The sequence below is a fragment of the Geodermatophilus obscurus DSM 43160 genome, assembly GCF_000025345.1.
Classification (GTDB): Bacteria; Actinomycetota; Actinomycetes; order Mycobacteriales; family Geodermatophilaceae; genus Geodermatophilus; species Geodermatophilus obscurus.
This window is the reverse complement of the sequence record NC_013757.1, coordinates 863,431-884,190: the sequence shown is the minus strand read 5'-3', so window position 1 is coordinate 884,190 and position 20,760 is coordinate 863,431. Positions and strand designations below refer to the sequence as shown.

23 protein-coding genes are annotated in these 20,760 nt (G+C 75.4%); 12 read left to right on the top strand and 11 right to left on the bottom strand.

The features are described from left to right. Window positions 1–112: 112 nt before the first annotated feature. A complete protein-coding gene (pdxH, locus tag GOBS_RS04125) occupies window positions 113–769 on the bottom strand; it encodes a pyridoxamine 5'-phosphate oxidase (RefSeq protein ID WP_012947036.1) in 657 nt (218 codons plus the stop codon). 201 nt (window positions 770–970) lie between these two features. Between pdxH and GOBS_RS04120 the strand changes: the two genes are divergently transcribed. The 4 genes from GOBS_RS04120 (at window position 971) to GOBS_RS04105 (ending at window position 5,180) form a co-directional block, all read left to right on the top strand. Then, complete coding sequence (locus GOBS_RS04120) at window positions 971–2,095, top strand: citrate synthase 2 (RefSeq protein ID WP_012947035.1); 1,125 nt, start codon at window positions 971–973, stop codon at window positions 2,093–2,095. Between the two features lie 151 nt (window positions 2,096–2,246). Continuing rightward, window positions 2,247–3,359, top strand: a complete 1,113-nt coding sequence (gene serC / locus GOBS_RS04115; RefSeq protein ID WP_012947034.1) for a phosphoserine transaminase — start codon at window positions 2,247–2,249, stop codon at window positions 3,357–3,359. 261 nt (window positions 3,360–3,620) lie between these two features. After that, window positions 3,621–4,562 (top strand): septation protein SepH, encoded by a 942-nt coding sequence (gene sepH / locus GOBS_RS04110; RefSeq protein WP_012947033.1) that lies wholly within the window; start codon window positions 3,621–3,623, stop codon window positions 4,560–4,562. 144 nt (window positions 4,563–4,706) lie between these two features. Further along, complete coding sequence (locus tag GOBS_RS04105; protein WP_012947032.1) at window positions 4,707–5,180, top strand: YflT domain-containing protein; 474 nt, start codon at window positions 4,707–4,709, stop codon at window positions 5,178–5,180. Window positions 5,181–5,205: 25 nt separating this feature from the next. On the opposite strand, the gene GOBS_RS04100 is transcribed toward GOBS_RS04105, so the two are convergent. Continuing rightward, on the bottom strand, window positions 5,206–6,015 hold the full coding sequence (locus GOBS_RS04100) for a TrmH family RNA methyltransferase (RefSeq protein WP_012947031.1): 810 nt from the start codon (window positions 6,013–6,015) through the stop codon (window positions 5,206–5,208). 65 nt (window positions 6,016–6,080) lie between these two features. Between GOBS_RS04100 and GOBS_RS04095 the strand changes: the two genes are divergently transcribed. After that, a complete protein-coding gene (locus GOBS_RS04095) occupies window positions 6,081–7,031 on the top strand; it encodes an NAD(P)/FAD-dependent oxidoreductase (protein ID WP_012947030.1) in 951 nt (316 codons plus the stop codon). A gap of 63 nt (window positions 7,032–7,094) precedes the next feature. Here the strand turns inward: GOBS_RS04095 and GOBS_RS04090 are convergent, their stop codons facing one another. Continuing rightward, window positions 7,095–7,907 carry a thioesterase family protein gene (locus GOBS_RS04090; RefSeq protein WP_012947029.1) on the bottom strand — a complete coding sequence of 271 codons (813 nt, stop codon included), beginning with the start codon at window positions 7,905–7,907 and terminating at the stop codon, window positions 7,095–7,097. Window positions 7,908–7,935: 28 nt separating this feature from the next. Between GOBS_RS04090 and GOBS_RS04085 the strand changes: the two genes are divergently transcribed. Both GOBS_RS04085 and GOBS_RS04080 read left to right on the top strand, forming a co-directional pair. Beyond that, window positions 7,936–8,904, top strand: a complete 969-nt coding sequence (locus GOBS_RS04085) for an aldo/keto reductase (RefSeq protein WP_012947028.1) — start codon at window positions 7,936–7,938, stop codon at window positions 8,902–8,904. Between the two features lie 189 nt (window positions 8,905–9,093). Further along, window positions 9,094–10,893 carry a peroxidase family protein gene (locus tag GOBS_RS04080; RefSeq protein ID WP_012947027.1) on the top strand — a complete coding sequence of 600 codons (1,800 nt, stop codon included), beginning with the start codon at window positions 9,094–9,096 and terminating at the stop codon, window positions 10,891–10,893. A gap of 141 nt (window positions 10,894–11,034) precedes the next feature. Here the strand turns inward: GOBS_RS04080 and thpR are convergent, their stop codons facing one another. The 5 genes from thpR to GOBS_RS04055 form a co-directional block, all read right to left on the bottom strand. Next, window positions 11,035–11,577 (bottom strand): RNA 2',3'-cyclic phosphodiesterase, encoded by a 543-nt coding sequence (thpR, locus tag GOBS_RS04075; protein WP_166487556.1) that lies wholly within the window; start codon window positions 11,575–11,577, stop codon window positions 11,035–11,037. Between the two features lie 20 nt (window positions 11,578–11,597). After that, window positions 11,598–11,993 (bottom strand): hypothetical protein, encoded by a 396-nt coding sequence (locus GOBS_RS04070; protein WP_012947025.1) that lies wholly within the window; start codon window positions 11,991–11,993, stop codon window positions 11,598–11,600. 58 nt (window positions 11,994–12,051) lie between these two features. Next, entirely contained in the window at window positions 12,052–13,410 is a 1,359-nt protein-coding gene (locus GOBS_RS04065; RefSeq protein WP_012947024.1) for an MFS transporter, read from the bottom strand. Beyond that, window positions 13,407–13,841: a MarR family winged helix-turn-helix transcriptional regulator gene (locus tag GOBS_RS04060; protein WP_012947023.1), complete on the bottom strand. Its 435-nt coding sequence runs from the start codon at window positions 13,839–13,841 to the stop codon at window positions 13,407–13,409. The genes GOBS_RS04065 and GOBS_RS04060 overlap by 4 nt, the downstream gene beginning before the upstream one ends. 85 nt (window positions 13,842–13,926) lie before the next feature. Beyond that, on the bottom strand, window positions 13,927–15,450 hold the full coding sequence (locus GOBS_RS04055; protein WP_012947022.1) for an NCS2 family permease: 1,524 nt from the start codon (window positions 15,448–15,450) through the stop codon (window positions 13,927–13,929). Window positions 15,451–15,602: 152 nt separating this feature from the next. On the opposite strand from GOBS_RS04055, the gene GOBS_RS04050 reads away from it, so the two are divergent. Beyond that, entirely contained in the window at window positions 15,603–15,824 is a 222-nt protein-coding gene (locus GOBS_RS04050; protein WP_012947021.1) for a DUF2530 domain-containing protein, read from the top strand. Window positions 15,825–15,924: 100 nt separating this feature from the next. Here the strand turns inward: GOBS_RS04050 and GOBS_RS04045 are convergent, their stop codons facing one another. Then, window positions 15,925–16,728, bottom strand: coding sequence for a DUF3027 domain-containing protein (locus GOBS_RS04045; protein ID WP_012947020.1), 804 nt, complete (start codon window positions 16,726–16,728; stop codon window positions 15,925–15,927). Between the two features lie 87 nt (window positions 16,729–16,815). Here GOBS_RS04045 and GOBS_RS04040 point away from each other — a divergent pair, with 87 nt between their 5' ends. Both GOBS_RS04040 and GOBS_RS04035 read left to right on the top strand, forming a co-directional pair. Beyond that, window positions 16,816–18,363 carry an MFS transporter gene (locus tag GOBS_RS04040; RefSeq protein ID WP_012947019.1) on the top strand — a complete coding sequence of 516 codons (1,548 nt, stop codon included), beginning with the start codon at window positions 16,816–16,818 and terminating at the stop codon, window positions 18,361–18,363. Further along, window positions 18,360–18,842 (top strand): DUF2771 family protein, encoded by a 483-nt coding sequence (locus tag GOBS_RS04035; RefSeq protein WP_012947018.1) that lies wholly within the window; start codon window positions 18,360–18,362, stop codon window positions 18,840–18,842. The genes GOBS_RS04040 and GOBS_RS04035 overlap by 4 nt, the downstream gene beginning before the upstream one ends. Before the next feature lie 104 nt (window positions 18,843–18,946). On the opposite strand, the gene GOBS_RS29930 is transcribed toward GOBS_RS04035, so the two are convergent. After that, the gene (locus tag GOBS_RS29930; protein ID WP_012947017.1) at window positions 18,947–19,342 is read right to left on the bottom strand and encodes a cold-shock protein; all 396 of its coding nucleotides are present in this window, start codon (window positions 19,340–19,342) and stop codon (window positions 18,947–18,949) included. 156 nt (window positions 19,343–19,498) lie between these two features. Between GOBS_RS29930 and GOBS_RS04025 the strand changes: the two genes are divergently transcribed. Beyond that, window positions 19,499–19,846: a YidH family protein gene (locus GOBS_RS04025; protein ID WP_012947016.1), complete on the top strand. Its 348-nt coding sequence runs from the start codon at window positions 19,499–19,501 to the stop codon at window positions 19,844–19,846. After that, window positions 19,843–20,163, top strand: coding sequence for a DUF202 domain-containing protein (locus tag GOBS_RS04020; protein WP_012947015.1), 321 nt, complete (start codon window positions 19,843–19,845; stop codon window positions 20,161–20,163). The genes GOBS_RS04025 and GOBS_RS04020 overlap by 4 nt, the downstream gene beginning before the upstream one ends. On the opposite strand, the gene GOBS_RS04015 is transcribed toward GOBS_RS04020, so the two are convergent. Further along, complete coding sequence (locus GOBS_RS04015; protein ID WP_012947014.1) at window positions 20,150–20,719, bottom strand: nucleotidyltransferase family protein; 570 nt, start codon at window positions 20,717–20,719, stop codon at window positions 20,150–20,152. The genes GOBS_RS04020 and GOBS_RS04015 overlap by 14 nt on opposite strands. Window positions 20,720–20,760: the final 41 nt, after the last annotated feature.

Here is a 20,760-nt window from a genome sequence, read left to right as displayed (position 1 = left end):
TCGTGTGCAGGCAGCGTCGTCCGCCGGCGGTCCGGGCCACGGTGTGTGCACACACCGCTCGGCCGGCCCGACCCACCCCCTCCCGGCAGAGCCGTCGGGACGGCGGGTCCGCTCACGGGGCGAGCCGCTGGACGACCCAGCCGCCCCCCTCCGCGTCGTCCCGGACGAAGCGGAGCCGGTCGTGCAGCCGGTCGGCCCCGCCCTGCCAGAACTCGACGGTGTCGGGCACCACCCGGTAACCGCCCCAGACCTCCGGGCGCGGCAGCTTCTCCCCGTGCGTGTCGGCGTCCAGCCGGCGCAGCCGCTCGACGAGCTCCTCGCGCGAGTCGACCGGCGTCGACTGGAGGGAGGCGGCGGCGGCCAGCTGCGCGCCGCGCGGACGGGGGTCCCACAGGTCGTCGCTGGCCGTCGGGCCGACCCGCTCCACCCGGCCGGTCACCCGCACCTGCCGCTGCAGCGCGTGCCAGGGGAAGACCAGCGCGGCGCGCGGGTTGACCGCCAGCTGGGCGCCCTTGGCCGAGGCGTAGCTGGTGACGAAGACGAAGCCGTGCTCGTCGTAGCCCTTCACCAGCACGATCCGCGCGTCGGGTGCGCCGTCGGCGTCCGCGGTCGCGACCACCACGGCGTTGGGCTCGGGCAGCTCCGCGGCGACGGCGTCGGCGAACCAGCGGTCGAACTGCTCGACCCAGGTGGGCGCGAGGTCGTCCTCCCGGAGGCCCCGGGTCTCGTAGTCCCTGCGCATGCGGGAGAGGTCGGGCACGCCGTCCATGCTGTCACCCGCCCGCCCCGCGAGATCTGCACAGTGGTGGTGATCGGGCACTCGATGACCACCACTGTGCAGATCTCGCCGGGAGGGAGCCGGGCCCCGCCCCGGGTGTCCCCGGTGCGTCGGCACGGCCTAGGGTCGCGGAGGCAGTCGTGCGCCGCCTCCCGTGCGCGCACGAGTCCCGCGCGCAGAGGAGCATGCGAGATGGCGGACGACTTCGTACCCGGCCTGGAGGGCGTCATCGCCTTCGAGACGGAGATCGCCGAACCGGACAAGGACGGCGGCTCCCTCCGGTACCGCGGCGTCGACATCGAGGACCTGGTCGGCAAGGTCACCTTCGGCAACGTCTGGGCGCTGCTGGTCGACGGCAAGTTCGGTCCCGGCCTGCCGCCGGCCGAGCCGTTCCCGATCCCGGTGCACAGCGGGGACGTGCGCGTCGACGTCCAGGCCGCGCTGGCCATGCTGGCGCCCTTCTGGGGCTACCGCCCGCTGCTGGACATCGACTCCGAGACCGCGCGCGACCAGCTGGCCCGCGCCGCGGTCATGGCGCTGTCCTACGTCGCGCAGTCCGCCCGCGGCATCGGCGTCCCGGCCGTTCCGCAGGCGCGCATCGACGAGGCCTCCACGATCGTCGAGCGGTTCATGGTCCGCTGGCGCGGCGAGCCCGACCCCCGCCACGTCGCCGCCGTCGACGCCTACTGGACGTCGGCCGCCGAGCACGGCATGAACGCCTCGACCTTCACCGCCCGCGTCATCGCCTCCACCGGCGCCGACGTGGCCGCCTCCCTCTCCGGTGCCATCGGCGCGATGTCCGGCCCGCTGCACGGCGGCGCCCCCTCCCGGGTGCTGCACATGCTGGACGGCGTCGAGCAGAGCGGTGACGCGGACAAGTACGTCAAGGACCTCCTCGACCGGCACGAGCGGCTCATGGGCTTCGGCCACCGGGTCTACCGCGCCGAGGACCCCCGCGCCCGGACGCTGCGCAAGGCCGCCAAGGAGCTCGGCGCCCCGCGCTTCGAGGCCGCGCTGGCCCTGGAGCAGGCCGCGCTCAGGGAGCTGCGCGAGCGCCGTCCCGACCGGCCGATCGAGACCAACGTGGAGTTCTGGGCGGCGATCGTCCTCGACTTCGCCGAGGTGCCCAGCCACATGTTCACCTCGATGTTCACCTGTGCCCGCACCGCCGGCTGGTGCGCGCACATCCTCGAGCAGAAGAACACCGGCCGCCTGGTGCGCCCGTCGGCCCGCTACGTCGGCCCGGCTCCGCGCAAGCCCGAGGAGGTCGACGGCTTCGACACCATCAAGGTCAAGGCCGTCGACCAGCCGGCCTAGGAGAAGGACCCCCTGCCCCCACCGTGGAAGGACCCTGTTCCCCCCGCCCCTCGCACGCTCGGGGCGGGACCCGGGACGGGGCCGCGGCGGGCCCCTGCAGGGGGCCATCGGCGCCTGAGCCCGCCCGCGACTCCCGAGAGGCACCCCCCGGATGAGCATCACCATCCCCGCCGACCTCCTGCCCTCCGACGGCCGCTTCGGTTGCGGCCCGTCCAAGGTGCGCCCCGAGGCCCTCGAGGCGCTGGCCGGCAGCGGCGCCTCCCTGATGGGGACCTCCCACCGGCAGGCGCCGGTCAAGGGCCTGGTCCGCCAGGTCCGCGAGGGGCTGACCGAGCTGTTCGACCTGCCCGACGGCTACGAGGTCGTCCTCGGCAACGGCGGCACGACGGCGTTCTGGGACGCCGCGATCATCGGGCTCATCCGCGAGCGCAGCGCCCACGGCAGCTACGGCGAGTTCTCCTCGAAGTTCGCGACCGGCGTGGCCGAGGCGCCGTTCCTCGCCGACCCGGTGATCGCCAAGGCCGCGCCCGGCTCGCTGGCCCTGCCCGCCGCCACCGACGGCGTCGACGTCTACGCGTGGGCGCACAACGAGACCTCCACCGGCGTCATGGCCCCGGTGCAGCGGCCGCACGCCACGGACGACGCACTCGTGCTCATCGACGCCACCAGCGCCGCCGGCGGACTGCCGGTCGACGTCACGCAGACCGACGTCTACTACTTCGCCCCGCAGAAGAACCTCGGTGGGGACGGCGGGCTGTGGGTGGCGCTGATGTCGCGGGACGCCCTCGACCGCATCGCCGAGATCAAGGCCTCGGGCCGCTGGATCCCCGGCTTCCTGGACCTGTCCATCGCCGTCGACAACTCGGCCAAGGACCAGACCTACAACACCCCGGCCGTCGCCACGCTGTTCCTGCTGGCCGACCAGATCCGCTGGCTGCTGTCCCTCGGCGGGCTCACCGGCGCCGTCGCGCGCACCCAGGACTCCTCGAGCCGGCTCTACGGCTGGGCCGAGCAGTCGTCCTACGCCACGCCGTTCGTTGCCGACCGCGACCAGCGCTCCTACGTGGTGGGCACCGTCGACTTCGACGAGTCGGTGGACGCCGCCGAGGTCGCGAGGGTGCTGCGCGCCAACGGCGTCGTGGACGTCGAGCCCTACCGCAAGCTCGGCCGCAACCAGCTGCGGGTCGGCATGTTCCCCGCCGTCGAGCCGGACGACGTCAGCGCGCTGACCGCCTGCATCGACTTCGTCGTCGAGAAGCTCTGAGGAAGGCCCCCTGCCCCCCGCCACTCGCGGGCTCGTAGCGGGACCCTGCAGGGGGGCCGCCGTCCTCCCCGCCCGTCGCAGGCCCACGGCGGGACCCGGGACGGGGCCACCGGCTCGAGGAGGTCCGCCCGGCAGTGCGCCACGCCGGGCGAGCCTGCCGACACGCTCCCGCGTGCGCGGATAGCCTCGGCAGCGGACTCCCCCATCCCGGGGCCGGTCCGCCCGCCGTCCCGACCGAGCACCCACCCCAGGAGGCCGCCCATGCGTTCGCTGCGGCTGGTGGCGCTCACCGACGACGGCAAGAGCCTGGTGCTCGCCCTCGACGGCGCCGAGCCCGGCGAGGAGGGCGAGCGCTTCGAGCTGCCGATCGACGACCGGGTGCGCGCCGCCGCGCGCGGTGACGCCCGCAGGCTCGGCCAGATCGACGTCGAGATCGGCGTGACGCTGCCGCCCCGGGTGATCCAGGCCCGCATCCGCGCCGGTGAGACGCCCGAGCAGGTGGCGCAGGCCTCCGGCATCCGCGTCGAGCGGATCATGCGCTTCGCCCACCCGGTGCTGCAGGAGCGCGAGCGGGTGGCCGAGCAGGCCCGCGAGGCGCGGGTGCGGCTCTCCGAGGGCGCGCCGTCGGTGCCGCTGCAGCAGTTCATGTCCGAGCGGCTGCGGCTGCTCGGCGCCGACCTCGACGCCGTCCGCTGGGACGCCCACCGCGCCGGGGACGGCGTCTGGCAGGTCACCGCCGCCTGGCAGGCCGGCGCGAAGTCCGGCGTCACCCGCTGGGCCTACGACGTCCCGGCCCGCACCGTCACCCCGGTCGACGCCGCCACCACCGACTTCGCCGAGGGCACCCGGCTGGTGCGCGTCGTCCCGCACGTGCCGGCCGAGCGACCCCCGCCGGTGCGCCCCCGCCCGGTGTCCGTCGTCCCCGACGACGACGGGGTGCCGGCCCCCGCCTCCTCCCGGCTCGCCCGCGACGAGGACGACCGGTCCGCGGACGACGACGTGCGCCCGGTGCTCCCGGTCGACGTCTCCCCGGCGGTCACCCGGCGCGCCGACCCCGCCCCGCCCGCCGACGAGGACGACATCAGCGAGCACGACACCGTCGTCCTCGGCCGTCCCGGCGGTGAGGGGGACGACGACGAGGACCCCCGCGCCCGCATCCCCGCGTGGGAGGACATCGTCTTCGGGGTCCGCCGCCACCGCTGACCTGCACCGCCAGATGCGGTCGCCTCGTGGTCGGGCGTCCGTCGTCGAGCCCGCACTCCTCAGGGGAGCGGCGCGGCAGGGGGAGTGACGTCGGCCTCCTGCGCCGCACGTGTCCGCTGGACCCCCGGGGGTAGCACGAGAGGCATGTCAGCCTCGGTGTCCATGCCCCTCGGCGGCGTTCAGGTCGGTTCCTACGACAGCTACGAGCAGGCTCAGGCCGCCGTCGACTACCTCTCCGACCAGAAGTTCGCCGTCGAGAACGTCACGATCATCGGTTCGGACCTGCGCCAGGTGGAGCGGGTCACCGGCCGGCTCACCTGGGGCCGGGTGCTCGCCGCCGGCGCAGCCGGCGGGGCCTGGTGGGGTCTGTTCGTCGGCCTGCTGCTCGGCATCTTCGCCGCCCGGCCCGGCGCCTGGATCGGCTCGATCCTGACCGGCCTGCTCATCGGTCTGCTGTTCGGCGCGCTGTTCGCCGCGATCGGCTACTCCGCCAGCCGGGGCCGACGGGACTTCACGAGCACGAGCGCCGTGGTCGCGGGCCGCTACGACCTCATGTGCAACCCCGCGCACGCCGAGGAGGCCCGGGCACACCTGGCCCGCTTCTCCCTGCGCGGCTGAAAGGGCCCTGCAGAGGGGTCCTTTCTCACCTGAGGGTGGCGAAGGCCACCGCGGCCGCTGCGGCGACGCCCAGGGAATCCACACCGGTCCGCATCGGGATCCGGGCCCGCACCCGCGCAGCCCGCTGGGCCTGCGGGGTCAGCCCCGGTCCCTCCGCTCCGAGCAGCACCGCGGTTCGCGGGTGCGCCCGCGGGTCCACCTCGGCGAGGTCGACGGCGTCCTCGGCCGGGGTGAGCGCGACGGTCAGGTAGCCCGCGTCGTGCAGCCGGTCCAGCCCGCCGGGCCAGTCCGGCAGGGCGGCGAACGGCAGGGCCAGCACGTGTCCCATCGAGACCCGCACCGAGCGTCGGTAGAGCGGGTCGGCACAGCGCGGGTCCAGCAGCAGCCCGTCGACGCCCAGGGCCACCGCGGAGCGGGCGATGGACCCCAGGTTCTCCGCGTCGTTGAGCGCCTCGAGCACGGCCAGCCGGCGGGGTGCGGCCGGATCCGGCCCGGTCAGCAGCGCGTCGAGGTCGGCCGGCGGGCGCCGGTCGGCCGAGGCGAGCACCCCGCGGGTCAACCGGAAGCCGATCACCTCGGAGAGCACCCACTTGTCCGCCTCGTAGGCGGGGACGCCCTCGGGCAGGTCCAGCGCCGCCAGCCGTCCCGGGACGCCGAGCACCGCGCGCACCCGGTAGGGCGAGGTCAGCAGCCGCTCGACCGCCGGGACTCCCTCGACGATCACCGGGCCGGTGCCGCGCTCGGTGCCCGGCGGGCGGTCCCCGGCCTTGAGGTCGCGGAAGTCGGCCACCCGCGGGTCGTCCGGGTCGGTGATCGTCGTGGGGGGCTCGGGCACGGCCCCGATCCTGCCAACCCGCGCCCACCGGGCGGCCGGGCCGCCCAGCCCGCAGGATCGTCGGCGTGACCTCCTCCCCCACGACGGTCATCGGCGGCGGCATCGCCGGCACGGCCTGCGCCCGCGTCCTCGCCGAGGCGGGGCTCCCCGTCCGCGTGCTCGACCGCGGCCGGCGACCGGGCGGGCGGATGGCCTCGCGGACGCTGCACGACCGCACCGTCGACATCGGCGCCTCCTACCTGACCGCGGAGGAGGGCTCGCCCTTCGCGGCGGTGGTCCGCGACTGGGTCGACCGCGGCCTGGCCCGGCCGTGGACCGACACCTTCGCCGTCGCCGGCCCTGAGGGCCTGCGTTCGACGACCACGGGACCGGTCCGCTACGCCGCACCCGGTGGGCTGCGCTCGCTGGTCGCCGACCTCGCGTCCGGGCTGGACGTAGAGAGCGGGCGCACGGTCGCCGCCGTCGGCCCCGGCCCACGGGTGGACGACGAGGACGTGCCGGCCGCCGTCCTGGCCATGCCCGACCCGCAGGCCCGCCGGGTGCTCGACCCGGCCACGGCCGGCCGGCTGCTGGACGACCGGCCGTGGGAGCCCTCGCTGGCCGTCGTCCTGGGGTGGTCGCAGCGGCGCTGGGCGGCCGACCTGCACGGCGTCTTCGTGCACGACGACCCGGCGGTCACCTGGGTCGCCGACGACGGGGACCGGCGAGGGGACGGCGCCCCCGTGCTGGTCGCGCACACCACCGCCGAGCTCGCGGCCGCGCACCTCGAGGACCCGGACGCCGCCGCCGGCCCGGTCGCCGCCGCGGTCGGCCGGGCCCTGGGCATCGGGGTCCCACCGGCCTGGACGACGGTGCACCGCTGGACCTACGCGCGCCCCGCCGCGGCGCGGTCCGAGCCGTTCGAGCTCGCCGACGGGATCGGGGTCTGCGGCGACGGCTGGTCGGCGCCGTCGCGGGTGCAGGCCGCCTGGACCTCGGGCACCGCCCTGGGCCGCGCCCTGCTCGTCACGCACTGAGGACGTCGGCCCGGCCCCGCTGCCCTATCGCGAGCCTGCGAGCGATGGGGCAGCGGGGTCCTCCTAGCGCGCCGCCCGCGCCAGCTGGCGGGCCTGCGCGACCAGCCGCCCGGTGGCGTCCCAGATGCGGCACTCCTCGTCCGACCAGCCGCCGGCCACCTCGGTGGAGCGCGACTCGACCAGGCACCAGCCCGGCGCCGGCAGCGCGCGCACCAGCACCTGCAGCTGCACGGTGGGCGCCCAGCCCGTCCGGCCCACGGCGAAGGCGGTGGGCGGCAGGGCGTCGGCGAACAGCAGCAGCGTGAACGGGTCGGGCGCTCCGCCGTCGGCCAGCCGGATCCAGGACCGCAGCACCCGGTGGTCGGAGAACCGACCGGCCGTCCAGCCCGCCGTCGCGGGGTCGAGCCGGGTGTCGATCCGCCGGACCAGGCCGACGGCCGGCCCGGCGCCGGTGGTCCGCGTGACGACGCATTCGTCGGGGTCGGGCACCTGCGGCGCGGCGTTGACGAAGTACTCGGCCGGCTCGGTGCCGAGGGTCGCCGTCGTCACCTGGGCGGCGAGTGACGGGCCGGCCTCCCCGGTGAGCAGCACCGAGGAGTGCGCCAGCGTGCGCCCGGCCGGGCCGGGCGTGACGGCGAGGTGGGCCGGTCCGGCGGCGGTGGCCCGCAGGTAGCTGGCCGACAGCGCGACCGGGTGCGGGTGCGGGCTGTCCAGCACGGCGGCGCGGGCGGCCACCGCCAGCAGGTAGCCGCCGTTGAGGACGCCGCCGCCGACGTCCCAGCCGGGGTCGAGGTCGGCGACCAGGCCACCGCCCTCGGCACGTCGCACGGTGGTCGCGGCGTCGAAGGCGGACGGGGTCCCATGGGTCTGCGGCACGCCCGGGAGCCTGCCAGGGTGGGATTCCATGGAGTACACGCACCTGGGGCGCAGCGGCCTGTCGGTCTCCCGGCTCTGCCTGGGCACGATGAACTTCGGCTGGAAGACCGACGAGGCCGACGCCCACGCGATCATGGACCGGGCGCTGACCGAGGGCGTCAACTTCTTCGACACCGCCAACGTCTACGGCTTCGACGCCGGCAAGGGTCGCACCGAGGAGGTCCTCGGCACCTGGTTCGCGCAGGGCGGCGAGCGCCGGGACAAGACGGTGCTGGCCACCAAGGTGTACGGCGGCATGAGCGACTGGCCCAACGACACGTTCCTGTCGGCGCGCAACCTGGTGCGCTCCTGCGAGGCCTCGCTACGGCGGATGCAGACCGACTGGATCGACCTGTACCAGTTCCACCACGTCGACCCGTCCACGCCGTGGGAGGAGATCTGGCAGGCCTGCGAGACGCTGGTCGCGCAGGGCAAGGTGCTCTACGTCGGGTCGTCCAACCACGCCGCCTGGCAGATCGCGGCGGCCAACGAGGCGGCCGCCCGCCGGCACTTCCCGGGCCTGGTGAGCGAGCAGTCCCACTACAACCTGCTCACCCGGCACGTGGAGCTGGAGGTGCTGCCGGCCGCGCAGCACTACGGCGTCGGCATCATCCCGTGGAGCCCGCTGGCGCAGGGCCTGCTGGCCGGCGTCCTCGGCGACCAGGCCGGCGACCGCCGCCACCTCGAGCGCAACCGCGAGCGCATCGAGCGGCACCGCCCCGCGCTGCAGGCCTACGAGGACGCCTGCCGCGCGTGGGGGTACGCGCCGGCGGACGTCGGGCTCGCCTGGCTGCTGCACCGGCCGGCGGTGACCGCACCGATCGTCGGGCCGCGCACGATGGAGCAGTTCGAGGGCTCGCTGCGGGCCCTCGACGTGCGGCTGGACGAGGCCCAGCTCGCCCGGCTCGACGAGGTCTTCCCCGGTTACCGAGAGGCGCCGATGGAGTACGCCTGGTGACCCCGCCGGCCCGCTAGCCGCTGACAGTCACCGCACTGTCACCCAGCGCCACACGCCGTCCCCCGGACCCCCAGGACTGGGGGACGGGGTCCCCCTCTGCCGCGTGTGCCCGGCCCCCTGCCCTCCCCCGGAGCCTCGGGACCGACGAGAGCGGCCGGTGGGGGCGGGCTCTCCGACGCCGGGGGGCGGGTGCGCGTGCACGGGTACGGGGACGAGACGGCCGGGGTGTGCCCGTTCAGCGGAGCCGGGGACGGCGGGACGACGCGCAGCGCGGTGTCGCGGCGGGCCGTGCTCGCCGGGCTGGCGGGCATCGCGGCGCTGCCGGTCATGAGCGGGACCGCCCTGGCGGCGCCGGTCCGCCGTCCGCCGGCCCCGACGTCGACGCCCGCGCCTCCGCCGCCGGCGCGCCGTCCGCGGGCCGCCCGGGGCGCGCACGCCGTGGGCAACCCGCGCGGCAGCGACATCGCGGTGCGGGCGGGCCGGGACAAGGAGGCCCGGTTCGGCGTGATGTTCAAGAAGCTGCCGGCCTTCTCGCCGCCGGACGCGCTGCTGACCGCGCTCGCCGTCGCCATGAACGACGGCAAGGCGCCGCTGTCGGACGTCAAGGACTCCGACGTCGCCTTCGACATCGCCGGCATCCCGGCCGGCTACATCTACCTCGGCCAGTTCATCGACCACGACATGACGCTGGACAAGACCCCGCTGACCCAGCAGCAGCAGGACCCGCGGGCGATGACCAACTACGACACGCCCCGCTTCGACCTGGCCAGCGTGTACGGCAAGGGACCGGCCGGCAGCCCCGAGCTCTACGACCCGGCCCGGCCGGGCCACCTGCTCTGCAACGACCACGACGGCGTGCGCGACCTGCCCCGGGACGACGTCGGCGCGGCCTACCTCGGCGACCCGCGCAACGACGAGAACCTCATCGTCGCCCAGCTGCACGCGGTCTTCCTGCGGCTGCACAACAAGCTGCGCGACGAGGGGAAGACGTTCGAGCAGGCCCAGCAGCTGGTCCGCTGGCACTACCAGTGGCTCATCGTCAACGACTACCTGCCGCGCATCGTCGGCCGCGACGTCGTCGACCGGCTGGTGCGCCGCCGCCGCGGCGGGCCGATCGAGTTCGTCGGGCGGTTCTACAAGCCGCGCAACCCGCGCAAGCCCTACATGCCGGTGGAGTACTCCGGCGCCGCGTACCGCTTCGGGCACAGCATGATCCGGGCCGAGTACGAGGTGCACGACCAGCACACCGTGCCGATCTTCGCCAACGAGGGCCACCAGGACCTGCGCGGCAACCGCCCGGTCCCGGCCGACCTGTGGATCGACTGGAACTACTTCTTCGAGATCCCCGGCATGAGCACGCCGGACGACCGCAACATGTCGCGGAAGATCGACACCCAGCTGTCGCTGCCGCTGTCCACGCTGCCGCCCACCGTCGTGGCCCCCACCGCCGGGGCGATCGTCTCGCTGGCCGAGCGCAACCTGCTGCGCGGCAAGCGGCTGGGCCTGCCGGCGGGTCAGGACGTCGCCGTCGCGATGGGCCTCGAGCCGCTGACCAACCAGCAGCTCGGGCTCACCGACCCGGGCTGGAAGGGCAAGGCTCCGCTCTGGTTCTACGTGCTCAAGGAGGCCGAGCTGCTCGGCGGCAACCGCCTGGGCCCGGTCGGCGGCACGATCGTCGCCGAGGTCGTCCTCGGCCTGATGGCCTGCGACACCACCTCGTACTTCACGGCCAACCCCGGCTTCGACCCCGGCCCTGGGTACTCCATGGGTGACTTCCTGCTCTGGGCCGACGCCATCGACCCGCGGGCCTTCGAGGCGCCGGAGGACGAGCCGGCCGAGGAGGAGCCCGCCGAGGGCGAGGACGGCGAGGTCGAGGAGGAGGCGCCGCACGAAGAGGAGCCGGAGGACGACGAGGACCCCGAGCTCCTCGAGCCCGGCGAGGCGCCCGACCCCGCGGCGACCTCCCCGGTGCCCGGCCCCGTCGTCTAGGGAGGACTCCGGGCCCCTGGTGAGGTCCCGTCGCGGCCCCGTCCAGAGGCTCGCCGCTGGCCCCGTCCCGGGCACCGCCCCGAGCTCGCGAGGGGTGGGGAGGACGGTGTCCTTCCCCGGTGAGGAGGCCGGGGTCCTCTCTCAGCCGAGCGGCCAGGCCGCGACCCGGTCGTACCGCGGCGCAGGACCGAGGTGGCTCTCCAGCAGCTCCACCTCGGTCACCGGCCAGTCGCGCCCCCGGTAGCCGGCCAGCCGGTCGGGCAGGTCGCCGTCCCCCGGCCGGCCCGGCCGCCAGCGGCCCAGGGTGAGGTGGGCACGGAACGGCCGCTCCTCCACCGGCATCCGGAGCCCCCGGGCGACGGCGGCCAGCCGGCCGGCGAGGGCGCCCAGCCCATCGCCGTCACCCGTGACCCCGGCCCAGAACACCTGCGGACGGCGGCGCGAGCCGAACCGTCCGGCGCCGGCGAGCTGGAGGGTCATCGACGGGGTGGCCGCCACCGCGGGCGCCGCTGCGGCCACCAGCTCAGCCACCCGATCGGGCGGGACCGCGCCGAGGAAGAGCAGCGTCAGGTGCCAGCGGTCCGGCGGCGTCCAGCGCGGTGCGCCCGGCATCTCGCGCAGCGGCGCCAGGGCCTGGTCCAGGTCGGCCAGGGCCTCGGCCGGCGGGGTGACCGCGAAGAACAGCCGCCGCGGCCGTGGTGCGGTCAGTCCGGCACCGCCAGGCCGGCGTCGGCGAGCGCGGCCTGCAGCCGCAGCCGCTCGACGTCGCGGGGCCGTCCGGCCGGGACGGTGTCCAGCGCGTGCGGCACCTCCAGCAGGCGGGCCGCCTCGGTGAGGACGTCGTCGTAGGCCGCCTGCAGTCCCCGGCGGCGGGCCATCGGCGCCCCCGCCGGCACGGAGGCGAGCTGGCGGCCGAGCCGGCGCAGGTCGGCGGCGACCCGCTCGAGCGGACGGCCCGCCGGCGCGACCGGTTCCCGGCGGCGGAGGCGCTGCGGCAGGCGCGCCGACCCGAACACCAGGCGGGCCAGCCAGCCCATGAGGGCGACCGAGCCGACGACGCCCGCGACGATGGCGCCGAGGTGCAGCAGCGAGGTCCCCATGCCGCCTCCGCGGACGACTCGAGAGTGGTGGCCGTCACGGTACGACGGACCGACGGCGTCAGGGGGAGGTCGGCGTCCCGGGCGCCTCGGCCGACGCCGCCTCGGGAACGGCCCGGACCGGTGCCCGCGGCACCGCCCGCGGCCCCACGTGCAGCTGCACCCGCGGAGGGACGACGTGCGCCTCCAGCCGGACCCGTCGTCCGCGCGCCAGCCAGGCCGCCGCGACACCCCCCGCAGCGACCGCGACCGCGCCACCGAGGACGAACCCCCAGGGCGCACCGAAGCGCTCGCAGACCCAGCCGATCAACGGCGCGCCCAGCGGCGTGCCACCCATGAAGCAGGTGAAGTACAGCGCCATGACCCGCCCGCGCAGCTGCGGATCGACCCCCAGCTGCACGAAGCTGTTGTTGGCCACGCTGAACACCAGGCCCGCCGCCCCGGTGGGCACGAGCAGCGCCGCGAACGACCAGTACGTGGGCATCAACCCGCAGACGATGGAGAACAGCCCGAAGACGACCGCCGCGACGACGAGGAACCGCTGCAGCGGGCGCCGTGTCCGCCGGGTGGACAGCAGCGCGCCGGACAACGACCCGGCCGCGAAGCAGGTGGTCAGCAGCCCGAACGCCTCGGCGCCGACGCCGAACACCTCGCGGGCCATGAGCGCGATGGTGACCTGGGAGTTGAACGTGAAGGTGCCCAGCAGGAGCGCCAGCCCCATCGCCAGTCTCAGGTCCGGGCGCGACCACGCGTAGGCCAGCCCCTCGCGCAGCTGGCCCCGGGCCCGCGCGACCGGTGGGCTGGAGTGCAGCTCACCTGTCCGCATGCACAGCAGGGCACCGATGGTGAAGGCGAAGCTGGCCGCGTTGGTGAGGAAGGCCGGCGCGGTGTCGCCCGAGGCCGCGCCGATGAGCAGCCCGGCGACCGCGGGGCCGACCAGCCGGGCGCCGTTGAAGATCGTCGAGTTGAGGCTGACCGCGTTGGGCAGCAGCTCCGGGCCGACCAGCTCCGCGACGAAGGCCTGCCGCACCGGTGCGTCGACGGCGGAGACCGAGCCGAGGGCGCCGGCGAGGACGAAGACGTGCCACAGCTCGATGCCGTCGGTGGCCACCAGCAGCCCGAGGACGAGGGCGAGCAGACCCATCAGCGTCTGGGTGGCCACGAGCATGCGACGCTTGGGGTAGCGGTCGGCGAGCACCCCGCCGTACAGGCCCAGCAGCAGCGTCGGGCCGAACTGCAGCGCGGTGATCAGCCCGAGGGCCACGCCGTTGTCACCGGAGAGCTGCAGGACCAGCCAGTCCTGCCCGATGCGCTGCATCCAGGTCCCGGTGAGGCTGACCAGGTTGGACGCGGCGTAGAACCGGTAGTTGCGTACGCGCAGCGACCGGAAGGCCCCCGAGTCCGCAGTGCCCCTGCTCACCCACTCGCCAGCTTGTCGATGATGACCGCGGCCTCGCGCAGCACCGCCCGCTCCTCGGCGGTGAGCCGCTGGAGCATGCCGGACAGCCAGGCCTCGCGGGCGCGGGCCTCGGCACCGAGCAGGTCCTCCGCGGCCGGGGTCAGGTCGATGACCACCTGCCGCCCGTCGGTGGGGTGCGGGCTCCGGGTGACCAGCCCCATCCCCTCGAGCGCGACGACGACGCGGGTCATCGACGGCGGCTGGACCCGTTCGTGGCCGGCCAGCTCACCGGGGCTCATCCGGCCGTGCCGCTTGAGCGTGGACAGCGCCGCCAGGTGGGTGAGCGTGACCGAGGTGTCGACCCGCTGGTTGCGCAGCCGGCGGGAGAACCGCATCACGGCCAGCCGCAGGTCGTGGGCCAGCGCCGCGGTGTCCAGCGTCGTCCGGCTCACGGTTGCCCAGCCTAACTAGGGATCTGCCGGCCCCGTCCCGAGGCTCGGCCCGAGCGTGCGAGGGGTGAGGGGACGGGGTCCTCCCTCAGAACAGCTGCTGCAGCGGCTCCAGGGCGAAGTAGACGACGAACAGGACGGCGATCAGCCACATCAGCGGGTGCACCTCGCGGTGGCGGCCGACCGCCGTCCGCAGGAGCACGTAGCTGACCACGCCGGCGCCGATGCCGTTGGTGATCGAGTAGGTGAACGGCATGAGCGCGATCGCCAGGAACGCCGGGATGACCAGCGACATGTCGTCCCACTCGAGGTTGCGGATCTGGCTGATCATCAGCGCACCGACGATCACCAGCGCCGGGGCGGCCGCCTCCGAGGGGACGACGGAGACCAGCGGGGTGAAGAACATCGCCAGGAGGAACAGGGCGCCGGTCGCGACGCTGGCCAGCCCGGTGCGCGCCCCGTCGGCGACGCCGGAGGCGCTCTCGATGTAGGTCGTGTTGGACGAGACGCTGGCCGCACCGCCGGCCGCGGCGGCCAGCGAGTCGACCAGCAGCACCGGCTGGGACCGGGGCAGGTTGCGCTTCTCGTCGAGCAGGTCGCCCTCGGCGCCGACGGCGGTCACCGTGCCCACGGTGTCGAAGAAGTCGGCGATCATGATCGAGAAGACGATGAGCAGCGCGGCGATGACGCCGATCCGCTCGAAGCCGCCGAACAGCGAGAAGTCCCCGACGATCGAGAGGTCGGGCGCGCTGACGACCTCGTCCGGCAGGCTCGGCACCTGCAGCGCCCAGCCGCGCGGGTTGACCTCGTTGCCCTCGGCGTCGAACCGCCCGCCCACCCCGGCGACGGCCTCGACGACGATCGCCAGCACGGTGGAGACGACGATGCCGATGAGCAGCGCGCCCTTCACCCGGCGGACGACGAGCACGCTGGTGAGCAGCAGCCCGACGACGAAGACCAGCAGCGGCCACCCGGCGAGCTGGCCGCCCACGCCGAAGCTGATCAGCGGGTTGCCCGGCCGGATGACGCCGGCGTCGACCAGCCCGATGATCGTGAGGAAGAAGCCGATGCCGACCGCGATCGCCGTCTTCAGCTGCGGCGGGATGGCCTCGAAGACCGCCCGCCGGAACCCGGTCAGCACCAGCACGGTGATGAGCAGGCCCTCGAGGACGACCAGGCCCATGATCTCGGGCCAGGACAGCTGGGTGGCCGCGTAGACGGCGACGACCGCGTTGATGCCCAGGCCGGTCGCCACGGCGAAGGGGTACCGGCCCACGACGCCCATGAGGATCGTCATGACCCCGGCCACCAGGGCGGTGACCGCGGCCACCGCCGGGAAGGGCAGCGAGGCGCCGGTGATGTCGGCCCCGGACAGGATGATCGGGTTGAGCACCACGATGTAGGCCATCGTGAAGAAGGTGGTCAGACCACCGCGGACCTCGCGGACCGTCGTCGAGCGGCGGGCGCTGATGCCGAAGTAGCGGTCCAGCCCGTTGCTGGGCCTGACCCGCGGGCCGTCGCTGCGCCGCGGGGTGCGGGCCCCGACGGCGACGTCGGCGGGGGTGCCGCCGTCCGTGGTGCTGCCCGTGGACGGGCGGGACTTCTCTGCCATGACGACTCTCCGGGCGCGCGGCCGGGCCAGCGTGCGGCGGGGGAGCGCGCCGGCTGACCGGTGGGGACTGCGATGAGCGGCGACAGCGTGCCACACCCGTGTTCCGACCAGGTGACACGCGCCCCGGGGACCCCAGGTCCTAGGGTCAGGGCGTGCCCCGACCGGCCAAGCAGGCCCCTCCCCCGCTGCGTGTGAACACCGTGCGGGTGGTCCTGGCCGGGACGGCGGTGTGGGTCGTGGCGCTGGTGGTCCTGCTGCTGCTCGGCGACCGGGTGGACCGGATGTGGACCTGGACCTGCGTCGCCGGCATCGCGCTGGCCGGCGTGGGCCTGGGCGTGATGCGCCTGCAGGGGCAGCTCGGCCGCCGGGACTGACGGAGGACCCCGTCCGGAGGACGCGGCCGACGGGGCCGACGGGGGGCCTGCGAGCGGGCCGCCCGCCCACGGAGCCGGCCGGTCGGGAGCGAGCCTCGGCTCAGTCCGACAACACGTCGAAGGTGCCGGTGTCGTAGCGGGCGGAGCGCACGACCTCGGTCGCGTCGTCGGCCGCCAGCGTGGCCTGGCTGTGCGCGCCGCAGCCGTAGTCGACGGTGACCACGCGGCCGTCGGCCGGGGCGTAGACGTTGCCGCACGCGCCGAAGCCGTGCCGCAGCGAGCCGGCCAGCGGCAGGAAGAACCCGCAGGTGCCGCAGGGTCCGGGCGCCTGGCGTGCCATCGCGGAGCGCGGGCCGAACTCCCCCGCGCTCCAGCGGGCCGCGGTCTCCTCGCGCCCCTCCCGGGACATGACCCGCTCCCGGCCGAGACCGACCTCGGAGGCGACGACGGAACCCTCGGGGTCGTCGGCGGAGTCGTCGTCGGTGGTGTAGCCGGGGACCAGCCGGGGGTCGTCCTCGGTCGAGGGCAGCACGTCGCCGACCGAGAGGTCCCCGGGGCGCAGCCGCTCGTGCCACGGCACCCAGGCGGGGGCCAGCAGCGCCTGCTCGCCGGGCAGCAGCACGACCTCGTCGACGGTCACCTGCTCCTCGCCCGGCACCCGCGCGAGGGTGACCGCCCAGTACCAGCCGACGTAGCCGGGCAGCCGGCTGGCGAAGGAGTGGGTGACCACCTCGCCGAGGTCCTCGCCCACCGGCACGGCCGACGGCGCCTCGGGGGTCGCGCCGAGGTGCTCGCCGACCAGGTCGGGGGACCCGGCGGTCTCGACCGCCGCAGCCCGCGCCTGCTCGACGGCGGTGCTGGGCACGTCGCTCCCCGCGTCAGCGGGGTCGGAGAACTGGGCCACGGCGCCATTCTCCCTGACGCGGGGAGCGGCCAGGAGGCACGGGGGCGCTGTCCGCGTTCCCCCAGGTGGGTGCGGCACCATGGGCCCGTGTCGTCGCCCCGCCTCCCCGGCGCCCGTCGCCGGGCCCTGCGCCGGCGCCCGCAGCCGACGGGGGCCCCGGGGGCGGAGACGGCACCGCTGGGCGTGCAGCGGCCGGCCACCCGCCCGCTGCCGACGGCCGGGGACGGCGGAGCGCCGCCGACCGCGGCCCTGCCGCCGGCCGCTCCGCTGCCCCCGCCGCCGCGCAAGCCGACGGTCACCCGGGTCGCGGCCGCCCGCACCCGCGAGCTGACCGGGGCCGCCGTCCGCCGGGTGCAGACGGCCAGCCGAGCCGACGGCGCCGGCCAGAGCGGGCTGGCCAGGCTGTTGTGGGTCAACGCCCTGCACATGGCCGGCGACGCGATGATCGCCGTCTCGCTGGCCGGCACGCTCTTCTTCGCCGCCACCACCGACGCCCAGCGCAGCAACGTGGCGCTCTACCTGCTGGTGACGATGGCGCCGTTCGCGGTCGTCGCCCCGGTGGTCGGGCCGCTGCTCGACCGGCTGCAGCGCGGCCGCCGCTGGGCGATGGCCGTCAGCCAGCTCGGCCGGGCCGCGCTGGCGGTGGTGATGGCCGCCCACTTCGACGACCTCTGGCTCTACCCGGCGGCGCTGGGCGTGCTGGTGCTGTCCAAGGCGCACAACGTGCTGCGGGCCGCGGTGGTCCCCCGCGTGCTGCCCGGGGCGATGTCGCTGACGTCGGCCAACGCGCGCACGTCGGTGTTCGGCCTGCTCACCGCCGGTGTCTTCGGCGGGATCGGCGCCGGGCTGGCCTGGGCGCTGGGCTTCCCGTGGCTGCTGTGGGCCACCGCCGCGGTGTTCGGCTGCGGCGCGGTGCTCGCGGTGCGGCTGCCCCACCACGTCGACGTCCCCACGGGTGAGCTCCCCGCCGACGTGCTGTCCACCGCACCGCAGCCGGTGGCGACCGGGCGCCGCCGCCCGGTGAACCCGCGGGTGGTCGTGGCCCTGCGCGCCAACGCCGCGCTGCGCGGGCTCGGCGGGTTCCTGACGATCTTCTCCGCGTTCCTGGTGCAGGCCACGGTGGAGGGCGGCTGGCAGGGCACGCTGGCGCTCGGCGCGGTCGCGGGGGCAGCCGGCGTGGGCAGCGTGCTGGGCACCGCCGTCGGCTCCCGGCTGCATCGTGCCGACCCCGACCGGGTGGTGCTGTGGTCGGCGGGCACCGCGGCGGCCATCACCGTCGTCGCGGCGGTCTTCTACAGCTTCGCGATGGCCGCCCTGGTGGCCGGCGTGGCCGCCGTCGCCAACGCCCTGGGCAAGGTCGCCCTCGACGCGATCATCCAGCGCGAGGTCCCCGAGAGCCTGCGGGCCTCGGCGTTCGCCCGATCGGAGACGGTGCTGCAGCTGTCCTGGGTCGTCGGTGGCGCGTTCGGCATCGCCCTGCCGCCGACCGGCTGGCTGGGCTTCACCGTCGCCGCCGCGCTGCTCGTGCTCGCCGTCGGGCTCTTGCTCTGGGGCCCCCGCCGCCGTCGGCCGGCGCCGACCGCCCCGATGCCGCCTGCGGGCGCCGTTCCCGACCCGCTGGAACGGCTCTCGTGAGGCGCGTCGCGCTCACGGCCGTCGTCCTGCTGCTGGCCGGCTGCGGGTCGGAGCCCTCCGGACCTCAGGACGTCGTGGTGGAGGCCGGCCCGCAGCGGGTGGAGGCCGCCCCCACGCAGTACTGCGTGGACGGCGAGGGGCAGCGCTACGACGCCGCCCCGCCGTACGTCGAGGTCTCCCCCGACACCACCATCCGGCTCACCGTGCCCGACGCGGTGGCCGAGCGCGGCTGGAGCGTGCAGGTCTTCGACGAGGGGCTGGCGGAGCTGCTCGGCGAGGCGCCGGTCGACCCCGGCGAGGCCGTGTTGGAGCTCAACAGCAACGACGTCGTCCCACCGGCGTTCTACCTCGTCGTCGTCGAGGACGCCGTCGAGGACTGCGAGGGCTTCAGCGGGGCGTGGCCGATCGGCTTCCTGCGCGCCGGTGGCACCCGGGGCGGGACGGCGACGGAGTCGCCCCCGCCCGCACCCCAGGGCTGAAGAAGGACCTCCCTGCCCCCGCCGCGAGCCTGGTGACGTGCTGGAACGGCCCGTCCCGGGCCCCGCCGCGAGCCTGCGAGTGGCGGGGGCAAGGGGGTCCTTCCTCAGTGCTCCAGGTCGGTGGCGACCGCGCGCAGCACCGAGGCGACCTTGCGGGCCTCCGGCCGGTCGGGGTGCCGGCCGCGGCGCAGGCCCTCGCCGACGTCGTCGAGCAACTTGATGAGGTCCTCGATGATCGGCACCAACTCGTCGGGCTTCTTGCGGGACCGCTCGGCGTGCGCCGCCGTGACCGACGGCAGCGGGTCGAGGACCCGTACCTGCAGCGCCTGGTCGCCGCGGCGGCCGGCGACGATGCCGAACTCCACCCGCTGCCCGGGCTTGAGCTCACTGGTGCCGGACGGGAGGGCGTCCTTGTGCACGAAGACGTCCGGGCCGTCCTCGCGCGAGAGGAAGCCGAACCCCTTCTCCGGGTTGAACCACTTGACTCTGCCGGTGGGCACGTTGATCCCTCAGTCGTCGGTCGCGGGCGGCCCCGGCACCGGGCCGGGGAGGACGGGCGCGGCCCGGGCGGCCGCTGCTGTCAGGTTAGTCGCCGAGGGACGTCGTCCCACCGGTATTGCGCCGCCCGCCTCCCGGACCCGACCTAGCCTGGCGCGGTGCCGCCTGCCGACCACCCCGACTACCGCTTCACGCTGGCCAACGAGCGCACGCTGCTGGCCTGGCTGCGCACCGGACTGGCGCTGGTCGCCGGCGGGGTCGCGGTCGCGGAGTTCGCCCCCGACCTCGGCGTCCCCTGGGGCAGCGCCGCGGTGGCGGTGGCGCTCGTGCTGACCGGGCTGGGCGCGGCGGTGGGCGGCTACGTGCGCTGGCGGCGCAACGAGCAGGCGATCACCGCCGACCGGCCGCTGCCGTCCAGCCGCGTGCTGCCGGCGCTGGTCGCCGCGGTGGCCGCCGTCCTCGTCGTCGTGGCCGTCCTCGTGGGCGTCGAGGTGCTGCGCGGGTGAACGGGAGCCGGGAGACGCAGCCGGAGCGCACCGTCCTGTCCTGGCAACGCACCGGCCTGGGCGTGCTCGCCGTCGCCGGCCTGCTGGCCCGCGAGGCGGCGACCGGCAACGCGCCGGTGCGGCTGGCCGTGGCCGGCGCGGTGGCGCTGCTGGGCCTCGGCGTGCTGGGCGGGCTGGCACCGCTGCGCGCGCGGGCGGTGGAGCGGGCCGGCGACCGCGGGACGGGCGTGGCGGTGCCGCGCCTGGCACTGCTGGTCACCGCCGTCGTCGTCACGGTGGCGGGCGCCGCCCTCGTCGCGGTGCTCAGCCCTCGTTGACCGGCAGCTCGACGATGCCGAGCCGGTCGAGCAGCACGAGGAAGACCGCGGCGAAGTCGTTGCCGGCCACCTCGCGGCGCACCCGGTCCCAGTCGACCTGCTCACGCAGTGCCCGGGCCACCGGCAGCAGCCGCCCATAGTCGCAGTAGTGCTCGTCCAGGGTCATGAGCTTGGTGACGACGATGTCGGTGGCCTCGAGCACCGGCATGTGCACCGACAGCACCGGCATGTCCTCGGCCCGGTCGATGAGGTCCTGCTCGACCGGGACGCCGCAGGTCCGCCAGAGGACGTCGATGAACGAGCCGCCCTGGACGACCTTGGTCAGCCAGTCCTCGGGCGGGTCGACGACCTCCAGCCCGGCCTCGGCCAGCACCTTGGCCGCCCGCTCGGACTCCGCCGCCGGCACCAGGAAGTCCGCGTCGTGGTCGGGCTCCGGGGCCCCGCGGACCCAGGCGGCGTAGCCGCCGCACAGCGCGAAGGGGACGTCGCCCTGTTTCAGCGCCACGGCGACGCGCTTGAGGAGGTCACGGATCTCGTCGCGGTCCGAGGGCTGCACGCAGTGGCTGCTACCCGGGGTTCGCCCGCCGGAACGTGGCG

Excerpts from the sequence above, each read along its gene's own strand:
- GOBS_RS04085 (WP_012947028.1), top strand. The coding sequence starts at position 7,936 with ATGGAGTACACGCACCTGGGGCGCAGCGGCCTGTCGGTCTCCCGGCTC.
- pdxH (WP_012947036.1), bottom strand. The coding sequence starts at position 769 with ATGGACGGCGTGCCCGACCTCTCCCGCATGCGCAGGGACTACGAGACC.
- GOBS_RS04120 (WP_012947035.1), top strand. The coding sequence starts at position 971 with ATGGCGGACGACTTCGTACCCGGCCTGGAGGGCGTCATCGCCTTCGAG.
- sepH (WP_012947033.1), top strand. The coding sequence starts at position 3,621 with ATGCGTTCGCTGCGGCTGGTGGCGCTCACCGACGACGGCAAGAGCCTG.
- GOBS_RS04070 (WP_012947025.1), bottom strand. The coding sequence starts at position 11,993 with ATGGGGACCTCGCTGCTGCACCTCGGCGCCATCGTCGCGGGCGTCGTC.
- serC (WP_012947034.1), top strand. The coding sequence starts at position 2,247 with ATGAGCATCACCATCCCCGCCGACCTCCTGCCCTCCGACGGCCGCTTC.
- GOBS_RS04105 (WP_012947032.1), top strand. The coding sequence starts at position 4,707 with ATGTCAGCCTCGGTGTCCATGCCCCTCGGCGGCGTTCAGGTCGGTTCC.
- GOBS_RS04055 (WP_012947022.1), bottom strand. The coding sequence starts at position 15,450 with ATGGCAGAGAAGTCCCGCCCGTCCACGGGCAGCACCACGGACGGCGGC.